Source organism: Ruegeria sp. K7, from assembly GCF_056531785.1.
Map to the genome: position 1 here is coordinate 194,494 of NZ_JBQFMJ010000006.1, position 16,591 is coordinate 211,084.

Genomic DNA, 16,591 nt, shown 5'->3' on the forward strand with positions numbered 1-16,591 from the left:
TCGATATTAATTGACATATGGCAAAATAATCGGCAAAAATCAAGCAAACTGATATGGATGACGAAAATGAAATACCTAGTGGGAGAGACTTTGGAAGGTACCGCGGTGTTTGCCGTGAACGGCGAAAAAGCAGTAAATTTAACGGCTTTGGACTCTGGTGTCGGCACAGATCTGATGGGGTTGATTGCCGATCCTGGTTTGAGCAACTCACTGGCCGATAAAATCTCAGCAGCGGTGCCTGTGCCAGTCTCGACTATCACGCCGGCATTGCCGGTGGCCGCCCCCGGCACCATTGTTTGCATGGGATTGAACTATACCGACCATATCAAAGAAGGTGGATACGACATTCCCGAGTACCCCACGCTATTCATGCGCGGAAAGAACTCAATCATGGCGGCTGGCAAACCCATGGTGCGACCGGCGGCTTCCGAGCATTTCGATTATGAAGCGGAATTGATGCTGATCGTTGGGAAACGCGGTCGCCATATCTCGGAAGAAAAGGCGCTGGATCATGTGTTTGGTTATACCGTTTTCAACGATGGTTCGGTGCGGGACTATCAGCGCAAAACGGTTCAGTGGACACCGGGTAAGAACTTTGACGACACGGGCGCAATTGGCCCCTTCACCGTGACTCAGGATGAGTTGCCTGAAGGCGCTTCGGGCCTCAAGATCGAAAGCCGCGTTGGCGATGAGGTTCTTCAAAGTTCGAATACCGCCAACATGATCTGGGGTGTCCGCCAGGTGATCGCGACAATTTCGGAATTCATGACCCTGGAACCGGGAGATCTGGTTGCATTGGGAACACCGCCGGGCGTGGGCCACGCCAAAAAACCCGACCCTCGCTGGCTGAAGCCGGGCGAAACCGTTGAAGTCGAGATCGAAGGTATCGGCGTCTGTTCCAGCCCGATCGTGGACGAAAAAGACAACAGGTCAAAGGTGGCAGCAGAATGAGCGCACCGACCGGGGCAGAGCTGGAGGCACTTCGCGCCAAGGCGCAGCAAGATCATCGCGAACTGCGCGCGCGAATTCCTCGTCTGTCGGATGACGCAATCGCCTTGATTCTGCGCGAGTCCCGGTCGCACTATGCGTGGACAAACAAGCCGGTTTCCGACGCGTTGCTTGAAGAGATTTACGACATCACGATCAGCGGCGCGACCAGTATGAATACACTGCCTGCGCGGTTCATTTTCGTGAAAAGTGCCGATGGCAAAAAGCGGCTTGCCAAGTCTTTGAAGCCAAAGAACGTGCCAAAGATGATGGGCGCGCCAGTCACGGCCATAATTGCCCACGACATGGAGTTCTGGAAGGAACTGCCCTTCCTTTTCCCACACGAAGATCGCCGGCCGTTGTTCGAAAATAATCCCGATTACGTGGCCGATACGGCGTTTCGCAATGGTACGCTTCAGGGCGCCTACTTCATGATCGCGGCACGGGCCGTTGGGTTGGACGTTGGTGCCATGTCAGGCTTTTCGAACAAGATTGTCGACGAGGAGTTCTTTGCAGGAACCACCCTCAAATCGAACTTTCTGTGCAATCTAGGTTACGCCGATGAAACGGGTTTGTTTCACAAACTGCCGCGATTTCCGTTCGACAGGGTTTGTTCTTATGCATGAGGAAATGACGCAAGTGGGCGGCCAATCGGCCACGTACTTTGCCGTCGCAATGCTGCGCAAATCCGTTGGTGTGGAAAGGACTGACTGCCGGGGTTCAAGGCGAACAAATAAAGGGCAACAAGATCAAACTTTCTGGGAGGAGAGATAATGAAAAACTGGACCAAGTGCAGTCTACTGGGTGTTGCCGTGGCAAGCACTATGGCACTGTCAGTCGCAGCGGAAGAGACCATTTCAGCTGTCGTAATTGATGGTTACCCAGACCGGGCCTTGTGGGTGAAAGAATTCACAAACTTCTTTATTCCTGAAGTGGATAAGCGGTTGGCAGAGTCCGGCAATTACAAGATGAACTGGCAGGAGAACTATGGCGGTTCTATTGTAAAACCCAAAGGTGTTCTGGAAGGTGTACAGTTGGGTTTGGGCGACATTGGCATCGTCACAACCATCTTCCATTCGTCCAAGCTGCCCAGCCAGGGGATCTCGGGCTCGACACCATTCGTCGCGTCGGATGCTCGTGCAGTGGCCAAGGCAGTTGACGAAATCGCGCGAGAATACCCGGCTATGCAGAATGAGTTTGCTGCGCAAAATCAGGTTTATCTGGCGACGGGCGTTGTGCTCGACACATATCAGATGTTCTGCTCAGAGCCGGTCGAGAAAGTTGCAGATCTTGAAGGACGCAAGATCGCGGGTGCCGGCCTGAACTTGCGCTATCTCGAGGGTATCAAGGACGCGGCGGGCGTACGCGGAGGCCTCACTGATTTCTACAACATGGTTCAAACCGGCCTTGTCGATTGCGTAATGATTTGGCCGGAAGCTTCCAAGACGTTCAAAATCGTCGAAGTGGCCCCTTACATGTTGAAGGCAGACCTTGGTGCGGTGAATACAAAAACAGTCACCGTCAATGCCGACTACTGGGCGAGTCTGCCCGATGAGGTCAAAGAAGTACTACAGGCCGTGGCTATCGACTACCGTGACCACGTGGCAGGTATTGCAATGGATCGAGCCGCTGCGTCGCGAGATGCATTTGTAGAAGCTGGCGGATCGATCATTGAAATCTCGGACGAAGACCGCGCTGCGTGGGCAAATGCGATGCCCAATGTTGCGCAGGAATGGGCTGCAACGCTGAATGAGAACGGCGAGCAGGGCACAGATATGCTGGCCGCTTATCTCGGCAAGCTTCAGGATGCTGGTTTCACTGGTGTGCGGGACTGGACGGCCGAATAATCGTTCGGCGACCCGAGAAAGGGGCCAGACATGCTGAAGACCGCAGTTGCCGTCCTGTCGCGGGTCGCCAATTCGCTTGCTATCGCCGCCAACGCATTGGGTACGCTTGTCGTCCTAGCGTTGGTGGTCATTCTGAATGTTGACGTCATTGCGCGGGGCCTGTTTTCGGCCCCAATGCGCGGAACCTACGAGATGGTGCAATTCTCGGTCGTGATGATCGTGTTCCTGCAGCTGGCCGACGTTGTCAGAGTGGATCGATTGACGCGCTCAGATGGGTTTCTGAACCTGCTACACCATCGTCGCCCCGGTCTGACAGCCAACCTGAGGCGCATCATCAACGCCATTTCGGCAATCTTCATGGCCTTGATCGCCTATGTAACCTTCCCAGAATTTCTTCACATGTGGGAAACACAGGACTACTTCGGAGTGCCCGGTCTTTTCACATTGCCTTGGTGGCCGGTCAAACTGGTCATCGCGTGCGGTACTGCGCTTGCCTGCGTGATCTTCCTGCTCAAGGTCGTCACGGCGCAGGACCGCCCGCAACTTATTCGCACCCCAGAGCATGACGAGGCCGCAGAATGACGCCGATTGAGATTGGCCTGATCTCGGTCGTTGCCATAGTCTTTCTGATTTACGCGGGCGTCTACATTCCGATTGCTTTGGGCGTGGTCTCCTTCGTGTCGATCTGGCTGATGCGGGACAACTTCACGCTTGCGCTCAACCTGCTGAAGGTTGCGGTGGGCGACAGCGCGATGGAATACAGTTTCGCGACAATCCCGCTGTTTACCTTTATGGGCCTCATCGTTTCAAAAGCGGGACTAGGGAGGGATATTTACGAGGTCATGACCATGCGATTTCGCAAGGTCAAAGGCGGTATCGGAATGGCGACCGTCGGAGCAAATGCTGTGTTTGCGGCCGTTACCGGGTCGTCCATTGCGTCCGCATCAGTGTTCACCAAGGTCTCGGTCCCGCAGATGATGGCGCAGGCATATAATCCACGTTTTGCGGTTGGGGTTGTGGCCGGGTCGTCGGTTTTGGGGATGATTATTCCACCCTCGGCGATGCTGATCATCTATTCCTTTGTCGCCGAACAGTCCGTAGGGGACATGTTTCTGGCGGGAGTAATACCCGGTATCATGCTGGCAATAGCTTATGTGGGCGCGATCTGGTTGATGGGCCGTTTTACACCTGCATTTGTGGGCGGCCGGGTCGTCGAAGACACCGAATGGATGTCCGGGCGCGAGATCGCATCCAAGACCCTGCCCACATTGTTCATTATCACGGTAGTGCTCGGTGGCATTTACACAGGATGGCTAACCGCTGTCGAGGCGGGTGCCGCCGGGGCTCTGGTTGCGCTCGTGATCGCAGTCGTACGCAAGTCCATGACACCAAGAGCGTTCTGGGACGCGTTGCTGGAAACCGGTCACATTACAGCGGCGATCTTGTTCCTGATTACGGCGGCTTCGATCTATAGTCGCATGCTGGGGCTGGCCGGGCTGCCCAATCAGTTGCAGGATTTGCTCGCGGGAAATTCCGCGTCCTTTTGGTCGATCATGCTGCTCTACGTTCTCTTGATGCTTTTTCTGGGAACTTTGCTCGATACAGCGTCCATCATTCTGATCGTCGTCCCGCTGTTCCTGCCCATGGCCGAAGCCCTGGACATGTCGTTGATCTGGTTTGGCATTATCACTGTGGTCGGCGCCGAAATCGGGCTTTTGACCCCGCCTTTGGGCATATCTTGCTTCGTCATCAAATCGACGATCAACGATGACCGAATATCGCTCAAGGATGTGTTCATGGGCGCACTTCCCTTTGCGTTCGTGATGCTGATCGTTCTGTTTATTCTGATCGAGTTCCCGATCCTCAGCCTTGCCCTGATTTAAGGAGGCACAGATGCGCTCTGTCACCAAAGATAATATCACCGACGTGTTCATGGGATACCTGTCCAAGGACACCGATCCGCGGATGCGCGAAATCATGGGGTCACTTGTCAAACACCTTCATGACTTCGCGCGCGAAACCAACCTGACGCATGACGAATGGCGAGCTGGGATTGCGTTTCTCGAGGGCTGTGCCGCTGTGGAAACCGAGGACCGGCACGAGTTTGTGCTGGCGTCGGACGTCCTGGGCCTGTCTTCTTTGGTGGACATGCTGCATTCAAGTCCAGACGCAACAAGTTCGTCGGTGTTGGGCCCGTTTCATGTATCCGGCGCACCTCCGCTGCCCATGGGTGGGGATATGAAACGACACTACGGCGGGCCGGTTCTGCTTGCTGAAGGCATCATTCGAGACACAGCGGGCAATCCAATTGCAGGAGCAGAACTCGACATCTGGCAAACGGCACCCAACGGCCTCTACGCCAGTCAGGATGAAGAACAGGACACCTACTCTTTCCACGGGTTGATGACAGTTGGTGACGATGGCAGATACGCGTTCACCACAGTAGAGCCAGTTGAATACACTGTGCCGTCTGACGGGCCAGTTGGCGATATTCTGCGTGCTTGCGGTCGCCATCCGTGGAGGCCCTCACACCTGCACTTTATCGTCAAAGCCCCCGGCTATCGCTCACTCGTGACCGAGATTTTTCCGGACGACGATCCCTATCTGGATCAGGATACGGTCTTTGGTGTTCGAGACGATCTGGTGATGACGTATGTTGAACGACCAGCTTCGGAATTTCCCGATGACATGGCACTTTCTGGTAGGATCACTGAACCTTACCTGCACGTGAATTTCGACGTCACGCTTGCTCGGGACTGAACGCTATGGAGGATGCTTGAAGTGCTAAAATACATATTTATTGTATGTGCAGCGCTAGTCAGTGGAGTGGCCATCGCCGATGAGCGACCGATTTTCGATGCACATATTCACTATAGCCATGATGCCGTGAAACTGGTTCCGCCCGAACAAGTGGCCAAAATCCTGCGGGATGCAGGCGTGCGGAAAGCCCTGGTTTCCAGCTCGGATGACAATGGTACTCAGCTGTTGTTGGCCGCAGCACCAGATATCGTTGTTCCGGCACTGCGCCCTTACCGGCGTCGCGGTGAAATCAACACCTGGATGTACGATGAAACCGTAATCGACTATTTGGAAGCAAATCTGGCCAAGAACGACTACGAAGCCATCGGCGAGTTTCACGCTTACGGAGACGACATTAAGACGCCGGTTATCCAGCGCATGATTGCACTGGCGAAAGAGCGGAACCTCATTCTACACCACCACGGCGATCGAGAGGCAGTTGACCTGATCTTCGAAACCTGGCCTGAAGCTCGGGTACTGTGGGCACATTCTGGCTTTGACGATCCAGGAAAGGTTGTCGACGCTTTGAATGCGTATCCCCGGCTTTGGGCCGATCTGGCGTTTCGTTCCGACATGGTCTCGCGGGGCCGTGTCGATCCGGATTGGCAAGCTGCGTTCGAAGCGCATCCTGATCGGTTTATGGTCGGTACCGATACATTTGCGCCGGAGCGCTGGTATTACGTCGGCCCGCATGCAGATTTTTCACGCGAATGGCTGGATTTGCTTCCAGACCAGATAGCGGACAACATTGCCTATGCCAACGCAGAACGATTGCTGGCAACAAAATGATCCGCTGGCTCGTCTGGTTTCTGGTATCTTCCGGCGCTGCCGTCGCTTGTGAGGCGACCGGGCAACGGATGGGTTCGGAAATTCAGAACGCGCCTGCTGTGCATGTGACTGTCAACGAAATTCCGTTGGCTCAACCGTTTTCAATACTCCTCACTGTGTGCAGCGAAATTGCCGTGAGTGATATGCGCGTCGATGCAATCATGCCTGCTCACCAACACGGGATGAACTACCTTCCAGTCGTCACTGCAAAAGGCGACGGTGTGTTCCGTATTGATGATATGCTATTTCACATGCCGGGAATGTGGGAGCTTCAAGTGGACGTCGAATACAACGGGCAATCGGTATCCTACACCTTTGACATTGCGCTGAAATGAAGTTGTGGGTGACAGCTGCGCTAGTCTTACTGACGAGTTCGGTGCGTGCAGAAGTCCTATTGTCAGAAGACGAAATCCAACAAACGCTGTCCTTTGGGCCGTGGCCACCATCATTCCAACCTGATCCAAGCAACAAGGTTTCAAACGATCCCCGAGCGATTGCGCTGGGCGCAGCGCTTTTCGACCATCCGGTGTTGTCGATTGATGGTGCATTTGCCTGTGCAAGTTGTCACGACCCCGAGCAGGCACTCACCAACTCCGAGGCACGAACATTCGGTCGCGTGATTTTGGATCGGAATACGCCATCTCTGCGAAATCTGGCAGGTCTGCGATGGTACGGGTGGGGCGGAAAGAGCGATAATCTGTGGGCTGCCAGCTTGCATCCGATCATTGAAGAACAAGAGATGGCGCACAGCAAAGAAAGCCTAATGAGAGCCATTTCCGAGAGTACGTACATTGAAGATTTTGAGGTCATTTTTGGCGATGTTCAAAGCCAAGACACAGAGCAGGTCTTGGTAAACATTGCCAAAGCCCTATCGGCTTATCTGGAAACGCTGGTAACCGAGCGGACACAATTTGACGATTTTCGCGACGCGTTGGAGCGCAGCGATCTGGCAGAGGCTGCGAACTACCCCGAAGCTGCCCAGCGAGGGCTTCAGCTCTTCTTGGGGCGCGGGAATTGCGCGTTCTGCCATAATGGCCCGAGATTTTCCAACAACGAATTCCACGACGCGGGCGTGCCATATTTTCTGAGTGAAACCGAAGTTGACGATGGCCGGTTCGGAGGGCTGAACTTCTTGCTCTCCAGCCCTTACACATTGGACGGAGACTGGACTGACGATCCGGAAAAGCAAGGCGCGTGGGCGGTCCGAAATGTACGAAGGAGCCATTCCGATTTTGGAACCTTTCGTACGCCCAGCCTTCGAGGTGTGGCCGAAACCGCCCCCTACATGCATGACGGCAGCCTGGATGATCTGGACGCCGTGGTCCGACACTATAACGAAATTGATATAGAAAGGCTTCACGCCGATGGCGAAGCCATACTCTCTGAACTGAATTTATCCGAGCAGGAGATTGCAGACCTGGTTGAGTTTTTGGAGACTCTGTCCGGCGTTACGCGGCCTTGAGATACTCCAATGCAGCCTGAGTACCGCCTGTAGTGTGCGGCACGCCGCTTTTGGCGAGTCCCATTTCTACGCCTGAGAGTGTGCCCATCAACATCAGGTCGTTGAAATCGCCCAAGTGACCTATTCGGAATACCTTATCGGCTACTTTGGATAGACCATTTCCGAGTGAGATATCATAGTGCTCCAGCGCCGTCGCACGAAAGGCATCAGCAGAATGTCCCTCAGGCACTTTGACAGCGGTCAGTACGCCTGACTCCTGACCTTGGCGGGCACACAATACCTCAAGCCCCCATGCTTGCACGGCAGCTCGAGTCGCGGCTCCGTGGCGGGCATGACGAGCGAATACGTTCTCCAGCCCCTCCTCGTGCAACATATCGATGGCCTCATTCAATCCATAGATAAGATTGGTGCCAGGGGTATAAGGGAAGAACCCTTTCTGGTTCGGCTCGACCATATCCTGCCAATTCCAATAGCTGCGTGGCATGGTCACGGATTTTGAATGTTCCAGAGCACGATCGCTCACAGCGTTGAAGCTGAGACCCGGCGGTAGCATCATCCCTTTTTGCGAACCGGAGACACAGACATCTACGCCCCATTCGTCGAACCTAAGATCGATCGATGCAAGGCCAGAGATTGAATCAACCAAAAGAAGGGCAGGGTGTTTCGCCGTGTCTATTGCCCTGCGCACTTCCTCAATAGGCGAGACTGACCCGGTAGAGGTTTCATTGTGGACGACGCATACCGCCTTGATCTCGTGCTGACTGTCCGCGCGCAAGCGGTCTTCTATCTGATTGGGGTCCGCACCGCCACGCCAATCCCCTTCAATCAACTCTGGCTGTAACCCAATTTTTTCAGCCAAGTTGCACCACATGAATGCGAAATGTCCTGTTTCGTACATGAGAACATTTCCGCCCGGCGACACTGTGTTCACAAGCGCAGCTTCCCACGCGCCTGTACCGGATGAAGGGTAGATAAAGACGTTTTGTTCTGTCTTGAAAATTGTTTTCATCCCAGCGAGGGCTTTGTGGCCTACTTCTGCAAAATCTGGCCCCCGGTGATCGATGGTCTGCATGCTTATGGCCTTCAGGATGCGTTCCGGCACGGCACTTGGCCCTGGGATTTGCAAAAAATGTCTGCCCGCCTGGCGCATCTGAACTGATCCTTCCGCTGGCGCCGAAACAGTGGCGCAATTACCTATTGGCAAAAGTTAATTATGAATTCATTATTCAGTCAACGGTGAAGTGAAGCTTCTAATTGGCTAATTGGGAAGGGAAGGCGAACCCGATGCTTGAGAATGGATCGTTGCATCGCCGACTGATGTCTGACGTCCAAGGCGAGGTGATGGCTGACCCGGCATCACGCGCACGATACTCGACTGACGCTTCGATCTATCAGATGATGCCGGACGCCGTGGTCATTCCCCGAAACAAAGAGGACGTGCAGGCCGTGATGTCTGTAGCGCGCGACGAAGGATGCTCCGTTCTTCCGCGCGGCGGCGGCACATCGCAATGTGGGCAAACGGTCAATCAAAGCGTTGTCTTAGACAACACCAAGCACTTGAATCGTGTTCTTGACGTGGACGTTGAGAACCGTGTCGCGCGTGTTCAGCCCGGCGTTGTTCTGGATCAGTTGAACCAGTCACTAAAGCAATATGGCTTATGGTTTCCCGTAGACCCCTCGACCGCGTCGCGTTGCACGCTTGGAGGAATGGCCGCCAACAACTCTTCTGGTGGAAAATCCCTGCGCTACGGGATCATGCGCGATAACGTCCGTGCAATAAGTGCAATCCTCAGCGATGGTATGGAAGCACGGTTCAGCGCCGATACGACGGCATCTGGCGATTATGCCGATCTTGTTGGGGACATGCGTGCTCTGGGGCGTCGCGAGGCTGCGGAAATTGACGCCCGGTTTCCCAATCTCCAGCGTCGTGTGGGCGGGTATAACATCGATGCGCTTGTCGGCAACGACGTCAACATGTCTCATTTGCTAGTGGGGTCAGAAGGCACTCTGGCCTATTTCGCTGAATTGGAACTGAACCTTGCTCACTTGCCGGGCGAGAAAGTTGTCGGCGTGTGTCATTTCCCGACGTTCCGTGCTGCGATGGAGGCAACACAGCACCTCGTGACGCTCAAGCCGCAGGCGGTAGAATTGATCGACGACACCATGATTGCGTTGGGGAGAGATATCCCATTGTTCCGCAGTACGATTGAGGCGTTTGTAGAAGGCAGCCCTGAAGCGTTGTTGTTAGTGGAATTTGCTGAGGGTAGCGCTGACGCCAATGCTGCAAAGCTGGTCGAGCTATCGCAACTGATGGGAGATCTCGGGTTTGATTTCAGTGGGACTGAAAACCGTTGGGGAGGGGTTGTATCAGTTACTGATACCAAACTGCAAAACTCGATCGCCGAATACCGAAAATCCGGGTTGAACGTTATGATGTCGATGAAAGAGGCCGGCAAGCCGATCTCTTTTGTGGAAGATTGCGCCGTCCCGTTGCCTGATCTCGCCGATTATACCGCTGGCCTGACCGAAATTTTTACCCGGCACGGCACAAAAGGGACATGGTACGCGCATGCCTCAGTCGGGTGTCTCCATGTTCGTCCTGTCCTGAACATGCGGCAGGACAAAGACGTCCGGACAATGAGGGCGATTGCCGAAGAGACCTTTGATCTAGTCAAGAGATACAAAGGGTCTCATTCAGGCGAACACGGTGATGGGATCGTGCGATCAGAGTTTCATGAAAAGATGTTCGGCCCTCGCATCTTTTCCGCGTTTGAACAGGTTAAGGCCCGGTTTGACCCTGCCGGGCTAATGAACCCCGGCAAAATCGTGCACGCGCCTGCCATGGATGATCGCCGCCTATTCCGCTACAGCCCGGACTACTCAGTTCCTGAATTCGAAACGGCGCTGGACTGGTCCGCTTGGCCGGGTGCCGGAGGAGGATTTCAGGGTGCCGTCGAGATGTGCAACAACAACGGTGCGTGTCGCAAGCTCAAGGGCGGAGTAATGTGTCCTTCCTTCCGTGCGACGAGAAACGAGCGTGATGCCACACGTGGGCGGGCAAACACGTTGCGTTTTGCCATCAGCGGGCAGTTGCCGGGTGGTTTAACTTCAGACGCTATGCAGGACACGATGGAATACTGCGTGTCTTGCAAGGCTTGTGCGCATGAATGCCCGACTGGCGTCGATATGGCCCGCATGAAGATCGAAGTACTTTCAGCAAAGCGCAAAAAAGACGGGCTGACATTGGCTGATAAATTAATAGCTTATCTGCCGAGATATGCGCCAAAAGCTGCAAAATTCGCGTGGTTATTGAATGCTCGGAACAAAATTGGGCCCTTGCGTACGCTGTTGGAGAAACCAACTGGAATTTCGGCGCGACGTGACCTGCCAGTGTGGTCCTCCGACCCGTTCCGGGATGTCGAGGCCCAAGACACAGATCCGCAGGTGCTTCTGTTTGCCGATGTGTTCAACCGATATTTCGAGCCAGACAATCTGCGCGCCGCTGTCCGGGTTCTGCGTGCGCTAGGGCTTCGGGTTGCCATAGCAAGAGATGACCAAACAGGAAGGCCGCTGGATTGCGGGCGCACTCTTTTGGCCGAGGGTTGCGTGGAAGAGGCGCGTCACGAGGCACAGCGTGTGATTGACGCGACGCGAGAAGCAGCTGCACAGGGCATACCGGTAGTCGGTCTCGAACCTTCTTCTATCCTCACATTCCGGGACGAATTTTTGGCTCTTTGTCCGGGGTGGGATGCGGAGTTGCTATCCAAAGCCTCTCATACCTTTGAGGAGTTTCTGGCCAAACAGCCGGATCTGCCTCTCAAATCGGTAGATCGCCCCATTTATGTGCATGGTCATTGCCACCAGAAAGCACACGATGCCGTTACACCGATGCTCAACTTACTTAAGCGTATTCCCGCATCACAGGTTCACATGATCGAAAGCAGTTGTTGTGGTATGGCCGGGGCGTTTGGATACGCGCCCGGCACTATTGATGTCTCGATCAAGATGGCGGAACTCGACCTGTTTCCAGCATTGGAGGCGGCGCCTGCGGATGCAATTGTTGTGGCGGATGGAACATCATGCCGCCACCAAATCGCCGAAGGTACGCAGCGCCAAGCGATGCACGTCGCGCGCCTGCTGGATATGGTCCTTGAATATTAGGATGTGGATATGAACCTGACGGATAGCATTAATCGCCCGACCCTACATGAAGAGTTGGTCGAACGCTTGCGCAATCTTGTCGTCGAAGACGTTTTGAAGCCGGGTGAGAAAGTGCCCGAGAAACAGCTTTGCGACTCATTGGGTGTTTCCCGGACACCATTGCGAGAGGCCCTAAAGGTTCTTGCATCCGAAGGCTTTGTGGTGCTTCAAGCCAACCGGGGTGCCCGTGTCGCGAGTGTTACGAGGGAAGAATTGGAAAACACGTTTCCAGTGCTCGCAGCGCTTGAGCAACTGGCGGGGGAACTAGCGTGTCAGCAAATGGACGTTGCGGAAATTCAACGGATTGAAAGTAGCCACAAGGATATGCTGAGCGCGTACGAAGCGCGTGATCGACAGGCGTACTTTAAAGCCAATCAAGACATCCATCAGGCACTTATAAAGGGCGCGCGAAACGACATACTGGAAAACCACCACAAGCTTTTGGCCGCGCGGGCCCGCCGTGCACGTTTTTTGGCCAACTTGTCGGACGAGCGTTGGGCACAGGCAATTGACGAACATGAAACCATGACGGAGTTGCTCAAGGCCCGAGATGCAGATGGGCTTGGTAAGGCAATGAAAATTCACATGATGAACAAACTTTCGGCGCTTGTAAAAGCGCTGAAGCCAGAAGTGACGCCTCGCTAAACCCTGGTCAAAAGTGCAGTCCGGCTTCCCTCAGATATGCCGCTAGTCAGTGTTAACATCAGGAAACGGGGGAGTCAGTCCACAGTACAGGGCGAGATTGTTGAGGTCTCGGCAAAGAGCGGGGTTGAGGCTTACACCGTCTTTGCGACGGGCCTCAGCTGCAGCCGTTTTTCCGTCTCCGGGCAGGCGTACCGGGTCATGACCGGGCAGGGGGGCGGATGCGCGCATTTCAGAGAAGACGCGGGCTGCATTCGAAGCAAAGTCTTTTTCCATTCCAAAGGCCGCCGGATCAAGCGCCATTACGAATTGCCCTGTGTTTGTGGGTGAGGTTGTGTCTGATGTGAAGTTGACTACGTCAGAGCCGAAGGCAGCGCCGTTCAAGACTCCGGCCATCAACCCTATGGCCACGGAAAGGCCGAAACCCTTCGGACCTCCGATCGGCAAAAGAAACCCTTCTGATTTGCGGGCAGGGTCCGTTAACGGATTGCCATCACGCCCAACCATCCAACCTTCGGGCATAGGTTCGCCTTGCTGCAACAGGGTCTTGATCTTACCCATCGCGGCAACTGTCGTCGCCATATCAAACACAAACGGGTCGGGGCCATCGGCAGGTGCAGAGAAAGCGATAGGATTGGTGCCAAGAAGCAAGTCGCTTCCGCCATAGGGCGGAACGTGGTTAGCACTGCCCACCGCTGCGGCCATGCCAAGCATTCCAGCTTCGGCTTGTGGGCGCACATAAAGTGCCAAAGGTCCAGCATGATTGCCGCGCCGAACACCGACCCATCCGATACCTGCCTCTTTCGCCTTTTCTATCGCAAGATCTCGCGCTGCCGACATAGCCAAATGCCCAAGGCCGTCATCGCCGTCAATCAACGCGGTTGCGACGGTTTCATGTTCAATAGTGACGTTGGGCGTGGCATTGCAACCGCCACCTGCTAATCGGGCAAGGTACTGGCGCAGGCGAAAAACTCCGTGAGTGCCGTAGCCGAATATGTCGGCCTCAACCATCAGCGAGGCCACCTTGACCGCATCGGCTTCTGGCACACCTTTCGTTACGAGCGCGCTTGCCACAAATTCACGCAAGGCTTGGCAATTTATCTTCACAGGCTCAGAAGTCATCTCTGCCAACCTGCTCTTTGTGCCAGAACACCAGTTTTCGCTGTGTCCAAACCACCGTCGCAAATACAGCGAGACCAACGAGACTTAGGTACAGGATCAAGGAGAACACGCGCGGAGTATTGAGCTGCGATGCCGCAACACGGATCAACTCACCAAATCCCTTACCGCCCCCCAGGAACTCTCCAGTGATCGCGCCTGCCATAACACCAACTGCTCCGATTTTGAGGCCGGTGAATATCTGCGGCAGACCGGTTGGCAGCTTCATCTTGATCAATGTCTGCATCCGGCTGGCGCCCATCGTCTTGAACAACATGCGCGCGTTTTCGTCGGCGGCGTGAAGTCCGGCCGCAGTCCCAACCACGATTGGAAACGTCGCGATAAAGGCCGCAAGTGCCACCTTGGATTCAATGCCGAAACCCAACCAAGCCACAAAAAGAGGAGCGAACGCGACTTTCGGCATCGTATCGATAGAAACCAAATAGGGCATTACTGCCTTCTCGCCAAAGGCTGTTTCGCCAACCAAAACACCCAGCGAAAATCCGATCGCGATTGCCAGCGTAAAACCATAGATGACCTCTTTGATGGTAATCCACAGTGCCCCAAGCATGTAGCCGCCGGTCAAAAGGTTTTGCCCCACGAAGATCATATCTTTGAGGGTCTCCATCGGCGTCGGTAGAATGATCGGAGAGACCAGCCTAAGGCTGGTTACAATTTGCCAAGTTCCGACAAAAACCACGAAGACAAAGGTCATCGCCAGCCAGCGAGGAACCGAGTCGATAAAGTGAACCTTCTGCTCCCATACAGTGTCTTCTGAGTGGGCAGCGTCTTTTACGGAAGGTGAGTAATTCTGAACTTCGCTCACATTTCTTCTCCCTTATCAAGGAGGCTGCGAATGTAGTCTACGATAGCGCCGAATTTGGGTGTCGTCATCATGTCGAGTGTTCGTGGGCGTGGCAGGTCGACCTCGACGATTTCAGCAATCCTGCCTGGGCGCGGTTTCAAGACGACTATTTCGTCAGACAAAATAACAGCTTCCTGAATTGAGTGCGTCACAAGAAAAGCAGTCGCATCCTGTTCCCTGCAAATCCGCTGCAATTCCATGTTCATCATGTCGCGTGACAACTCGTCGAGCGCGCTGAACGGTTCGTCCATCAATAGTACGGCTGGTTCCGTGATCAGCATTCGGCAGATCGAAGCGCGTTGTGCCATACCGCCTGACAATTCGTTCGGATATACGTTTTCGAACCCTTGCAAACCTACGATGTCCAAAAGTTCATGCGCCTTGGCCATAGCTTGCTTGGCCGCCGCTTTTCCATCGCGGATCTCAATTGGCAAGACGATGTTTTCCACCGCTGTTTTCCAGGGGAAAAGCGTCGCTTGCTGAAACATCATACCGATGTCCCGGCGGGTCCCAGTGACTGGTTGCCCCTGAAGGATTACACGCCCTTTGGTGGGCGGGATCAGACCCGCCATGATCTTTAGTAGAGTTGACTTGCCGCACCCGCTGGACCCGATGACAGATGTGAAGCTTCCTTTCCGAAGCGTCAGATTGATGTCCTCGAGAGCGACAACAAGATTGCGTGCATAGGTCTTGCTTACATGGGTCAACTCATAGACCGGCGTGCCCAAAGGCGCGCCGGAAAACTCATGTGTGACTACAGCGTTCATTTGCTGACAGCCGCGTTGCCGATGGCAGCAAACTCGTTGGTCCAAGCAGCGCTCAGGTCATCCAACGGCCCTGGGATTTCGCCCCCTGCAACAAGTGCGTCTTGCCATTCCTGCCAAACTTCGGCGGGGTACCATCCCAGGCCATTGCTCGGATCCGCCGCGATAGTTTTCGAGCGTACGGCATCGAAAAGTGCTGACTGGAACTCCTTGTCCTCGCCTTCCTGCGGGTTGCCATCCGCCAAATGCTTCAAAACAGCTTCACGGTTGGCATCATCCAGTGCAAATGCATGACCACGTGCGAACGCGCGGCTCCAAGCTTCGACCAATTCACGGTCGTTGGCGATTGTGTCAGCCATTGTGGCGATGCCGTTACCGAAGAAACGCCCGAACTCCGCAGGCGTGATGTCACGCACCGCCATTCCGCGCTGGTTCAGAATTGCCGTGTCAGCCGTCGAAGCAGAGTAAGCGTCGATTTCGCCGTTTAGGAAAGCCGCGGTCGCCGGGCCACCGTCGCCGACGGTAAGGAAGGTAAAGTCTTCACCCTCTTTCATGCCTGCTCCGGTCATCACGTTACGTGCAAAGCCGACTTCTGCGCCATCGGCCGTGCCTGTTCCGATAACTTTACCTCGAAGCTCTTCAACACTTTGGATGTCAGAGTCTTCTGGCACGGCTATGCCAAAGTTGCTGCGTGCCGCAACGTTGTAGATGTGTACGGCATCTACATCCCGCGACCGTGCGGCAATTAAGGGGCCAGGACCGGGGCGACCGAAGTGAGCCTGCCCGGCGGACAATGCTTGAAGCACGGCTCCTGAGCCGTTGATCGCCTCGACGGTCACATCCAACCCTTCATCAGCGAAATAACCTTCGCCGATGGCGACAAAAACCGGAAATGAATTGATTGCCGAAGGGCTTGGCTGCACGAAGGTAATTTTACGCAAGTCCTGCGCAAAGCCCTGTGTTCCTAGTGCTCCTGCTACCGGAACCGCCGAAAGCAAGGACGCTGTGAAAGTCCTTCTGTTCATCATTTTAGTCTTCC

General features: G+C 54.6%; 16 protein-coding genes. 11 read left to right on the forward strand and 5 right to left on the reverse strand.

Features of this window, described 5'->3' with window-relative positions; translation table 11 throughout:
- Positions 1-66 precede the first annotated feature (66 nt).
- From ACR0FE_RS12470 to ACR0FE_RS12510, 9 genes are all read left to right on the forward strand, one after another.
- The gene (locus ACR0FE_RS12470) at positions 67-951 is read left to right on the forward strand and encodes a fumarylacetoacetate hydrolase family protein (RefSeq protein WP_480912953.1); all 885 of its coding nucleotides are present in this window, start codon (positions 67-69) and stop codon (positions 949-951) included.
- A complete protein-coding gene (locus ACR0FE_RS12475; RefSeq protein ID WP_480912955.1) occupies positions 948-1,613 on the forward strand; it encodes a malonic semialdehyde reductase in 666 nt (221 codons plus the stop codon). Before ACR0FE_RS12470 ends, ACR0FE_RS12475 begins: the two co-directional genes overlap by 4 nt.
- Before the next feature lie 147 nt (positions 1,614-1,760).
- Positions 1,761-2,834, forward strand: a complete 1,074-nt coding sequence (locus tag ACR0FE_RS12480; RefSeq protein ID WP_170611101.1) for a C4-dicarboxylate TRAP transporter substrate-binding protein — start codon at positions 1,761-1,763, stop codon at positions 2,832-2,834.
- 30 nt (positions 2,835-2,864) lie between these two features.
- Positions 2,865-3,416: a TRAP transporter small permease subunit gene (locus ACR0FE_RS12485; RefSeq protein ID WP_170611098.1), complete on the forward strand. Its 552-nt coding sequence runs from the start codon at positions 2,865-2,867 to the stop codon at positions 3,414-3,416.
- A complete protein-coding gene (locus ACR0FE_RS12490; protein WP_010437378.1) occupies positions 3,413-4,717 on the forward strand; it encodes a TRAP transporter large permease in 1,305 nt (434 codons plus the stop codon). The genes ACR0FE_RS12485 and ACR0FE_RS12490 overlap by 4 nt, the downstream gene beginning before the upstream one ends.
- A 10-nt stretch (positions 4,718-4,727) precedes the next feature.
- Positions 4,728-5,594, forward strand: coding sequence for a dioxygenase family protein (locus ACR0FE_RS12495; RefSeq protein ID WP_480912957.1), 867 nt, complete (start codon positions 4,728-4,730; stop codon positions 5,592-5,594).
- 12 nt (positions 5,595-5,606) lie between these two features.
- Positions 5,607-6,422, forward strand: a complete 816-nt coding sequence (locus ACR0FE_RS12500) for an amidohydrolase family protein (RefSeq protein WP_480536037.1) — start codon at positions 5,607-5,609, stop codon at positions 6,420-6,422.
- Positions 6,419-6,796 (forward strand): hypothetical protein, encoded by a 378-nt coding sequence (locus tag ACR0FE_RS12505; protein ID WP_170611089.1) that lies wholly within the window; start codon positions 6,419-6,421, stop codon positions 6,794-6,796. The genes ACR0FE_RS12500 and ACR0FE_RS12505 overlap by 4 nt, the downstream gene beginning before the upstream one ends.
- 41 nt (positions 6,797-6,837) lie before the next feature.
- Positions 6,838-7,923, forward strand: a complete 1,086-nt coding sequence (locus ACR0FE_RS12510; RefSeq protein ID WP_170816909.1) for a cytochrome c peroxidase — start codon at positions 6,838-6,840, stop codon at positions 7,921-7,923.
- Here ACR0FE_RS12510 and ACR0FE_RS12515 read toward each other — a convergent pair.
- Positions 7,910-9,073, reverse strand: coding sequence for a pyridoxal-phosphate-dependent aminotransferase family protein (locus tag ACR0FE_RS12515; RefSeq protein ID WP_170494810.1), 1,164 nt, complete (start codon positions 9,071-9,073; stop codon positions 7,910-7,912). The two genes, ACR0FE_RS12510 and ACR0FE_RS12515, sit on opposite strands and share 14 nt — an antisense overlap.
- Before the next feature lie 167 nt (positions 9,074-9,240).
- On the opposite strand from ACR0FE_RS12515, the gene ACR0FE_RS12520 reads away from it, so the two are divergent.
- Both ACR0FE_RS12520 and ACR0FE_RS12525 read left to right on the forward strand, forming a co-directional pair.
- Positions 9,241-12,084, forward strand: coding sequence for an FAD-binding and (Fe-S)-binding domain-containing protein (locus ACR0FE_RS12520; protein WP_480912960.1), 2,844 nt, complete (start codon positions 9,241-9,243; stop codon positions 12,082-12,084).
- A 9-nt stretch (positions 12,085-12,093) separates the two neighbouring features.
- The gene (locus tag ACR0FE_RS12525) at positions 12,094-12,768 is read left to right on the forward strand and encodes a GntR family transcriptional regulator (RefSeq protein ID WP_170611075.1); all 675 of its coding nucleotides are present in this window, start codon (positions 12,094-12,096) and stop codon (positions 12,766-12,768) included.
- A 42-nt stretch (positions 12,769-12,810) separates the two neighbouring features.
- On the opposite strand, the gene ACR0FE_RS12530 is transcribed toward ACR0FE_RS12525, so the two are convergent.
- The 4 genes from ACR0FE_RS12530 to ACR0FE_RS12545 are packed head-to-tail and all read right to left on the reverse strand — an operon-like array spanning position 12,811 to position 16,580.
- Positions 12,811-13,851, reverse strand: coding sequence for an Ldh family oxidoreductase (locus ACR0FE_RS12530; RefSeq protein WP_480912962.1), 1,041 nt, complete (start codon positions 13,849-13,851; stop codon positions 12,811-12,813).
- Between the two features lie 25 nt (positions 13,852-13,876).
- Entirely contained in the window at positions 13,877-14,749 is an 873-nt protein-coding gene (locus tag ACR0FE_RS12535) for an ABC transporter permease (protein WP_170611069.1), read from the reverse strand.
- Positions 14,746-15,555: an ABC transporter ATP-binding protein gene (locus ACR0FE_RS12540; protein WP_170336353.1), complete on the reverse strand. Its 810-nt coding sequence runs from the start codon at positions 15,553-15,555 to the stop codon at positions 14,746-14,748. The genes ACR0FE_RS12535 and ACR0FE_RS12540 overlap by 4 nt, the downstream gene beginning before the upstream one ends.
- Positions 15,552-16,580 (reverse strand): ABC transporter substrate-binding protein, encoded by a 1,029-nt coding sequence (locus ACR0FE_RS12545; RefSeq protein WP_170383461.1) that lies wholly within the window; start codon positions 16,578-16,580, stop codon positions 15,552-15,554. Before ACR0FE_RS12545 ends, ACR0FE_RS12540 begins: the two co-directional genes overlap by 4 nt.
- Between the last annotated feature and the right edge of the window lie 11 nt (positions 16,581-16,591).

Bases quoted from the DNA above. Each gene is read 5' to 3' on its own strand.
- ACR0FE_RS12470 (WP_480912953.1), top strand. From the start codon at position 67: ATGAAATACCTAGTGGGAGAGACTTTGGAAGGTACCGCGGTGTTTGCC.
- ACR0FE_RS12475 (WP_480912955.1), top strand. From the start codon at position 948: ATGAGCGCACCGACCGGGGCAGAGCTGGAGGCACTTCGCGCCAAGGCG.
- ACR0FE_RS12480 (WP_170611101.1), top strand. From the start codon at position 1,761: ATGAAAAACTGGACCAAGTGCAGTCTACTGGGTGTTGCCGTGGCAAGC.
- ACR0FE_RS12485 (WP_170611098.1), top strand. From the start codon at position 2,865: ATGCTGAAGACCGCAGTTGCCGTCCTGTCGCGGGTCGCCAATTCGCTT.
- ACR0FE_RS12490 (WP_010437378.1), top strand. From the start codon at position 3,413: ATGACGCCGATTGAGATTGGCCTGATCTCGGTCGTTGCCATAGTCTTT.
- ACR0FE_RS12495 (WP_480912957.1), top strand. From the start codon at position 4,728: ATGCGCTCTGTCACCAAAGATAATATCACCGACGTGTTCATGGGATAC.
- ACR0FE_RS12500 (WP_480536037.1), top strand. From the start codon at position 5,607: ATGCTTGAAGTGCTAAAATACATATTTATTGTATGTGCAGCGCTAGTC.
- ACR0FE_RS12505 (WP_170611089.1), top strand. From the start codon at position 6,419: ATGATCCGCTGGCTCGTCTGGTTTCTGGTATCTTCCGGCGCTGCCGTC.
- ACR0FE_RS12515 (WP_170494810.1), bottom strand. From the start codon at position 9,073: ATGCGCCAGGCGGGCAGACATTTTTTGCAAATCCCAGGGCCAAGTGCC.
- ACR0FE_RS12520 (WP_480912960.1), top strand. From the start codon at position 9,241: ATGTCTGACGTCCAAGGCGAGGTGATGGCTGACCCGGCATCACGCGCA.
- ACR0FE_RS12525 (WP_170611075.1), top strand. From the start codon at position 12,094: ATGAACCTGACGGATAGCATTAATCGCCCGACCCTACATGAAGAGTTG.
- ACR0FE_RS12540 (WP_170336353.1), bottom strand. From the start codon at position 15,555: ATGAACGCTGTAGTCACACATGAGTTTTCCGGCGCGCCTTTGGGCACG.
- ACR0FE_RS12545 (WP_170383461.1), bottom strand. From the start codon at position 16,580: ATGATGAACAGAAGGACTTTCACAGCGTCCTTGCTTTCGGCGGTTCCG.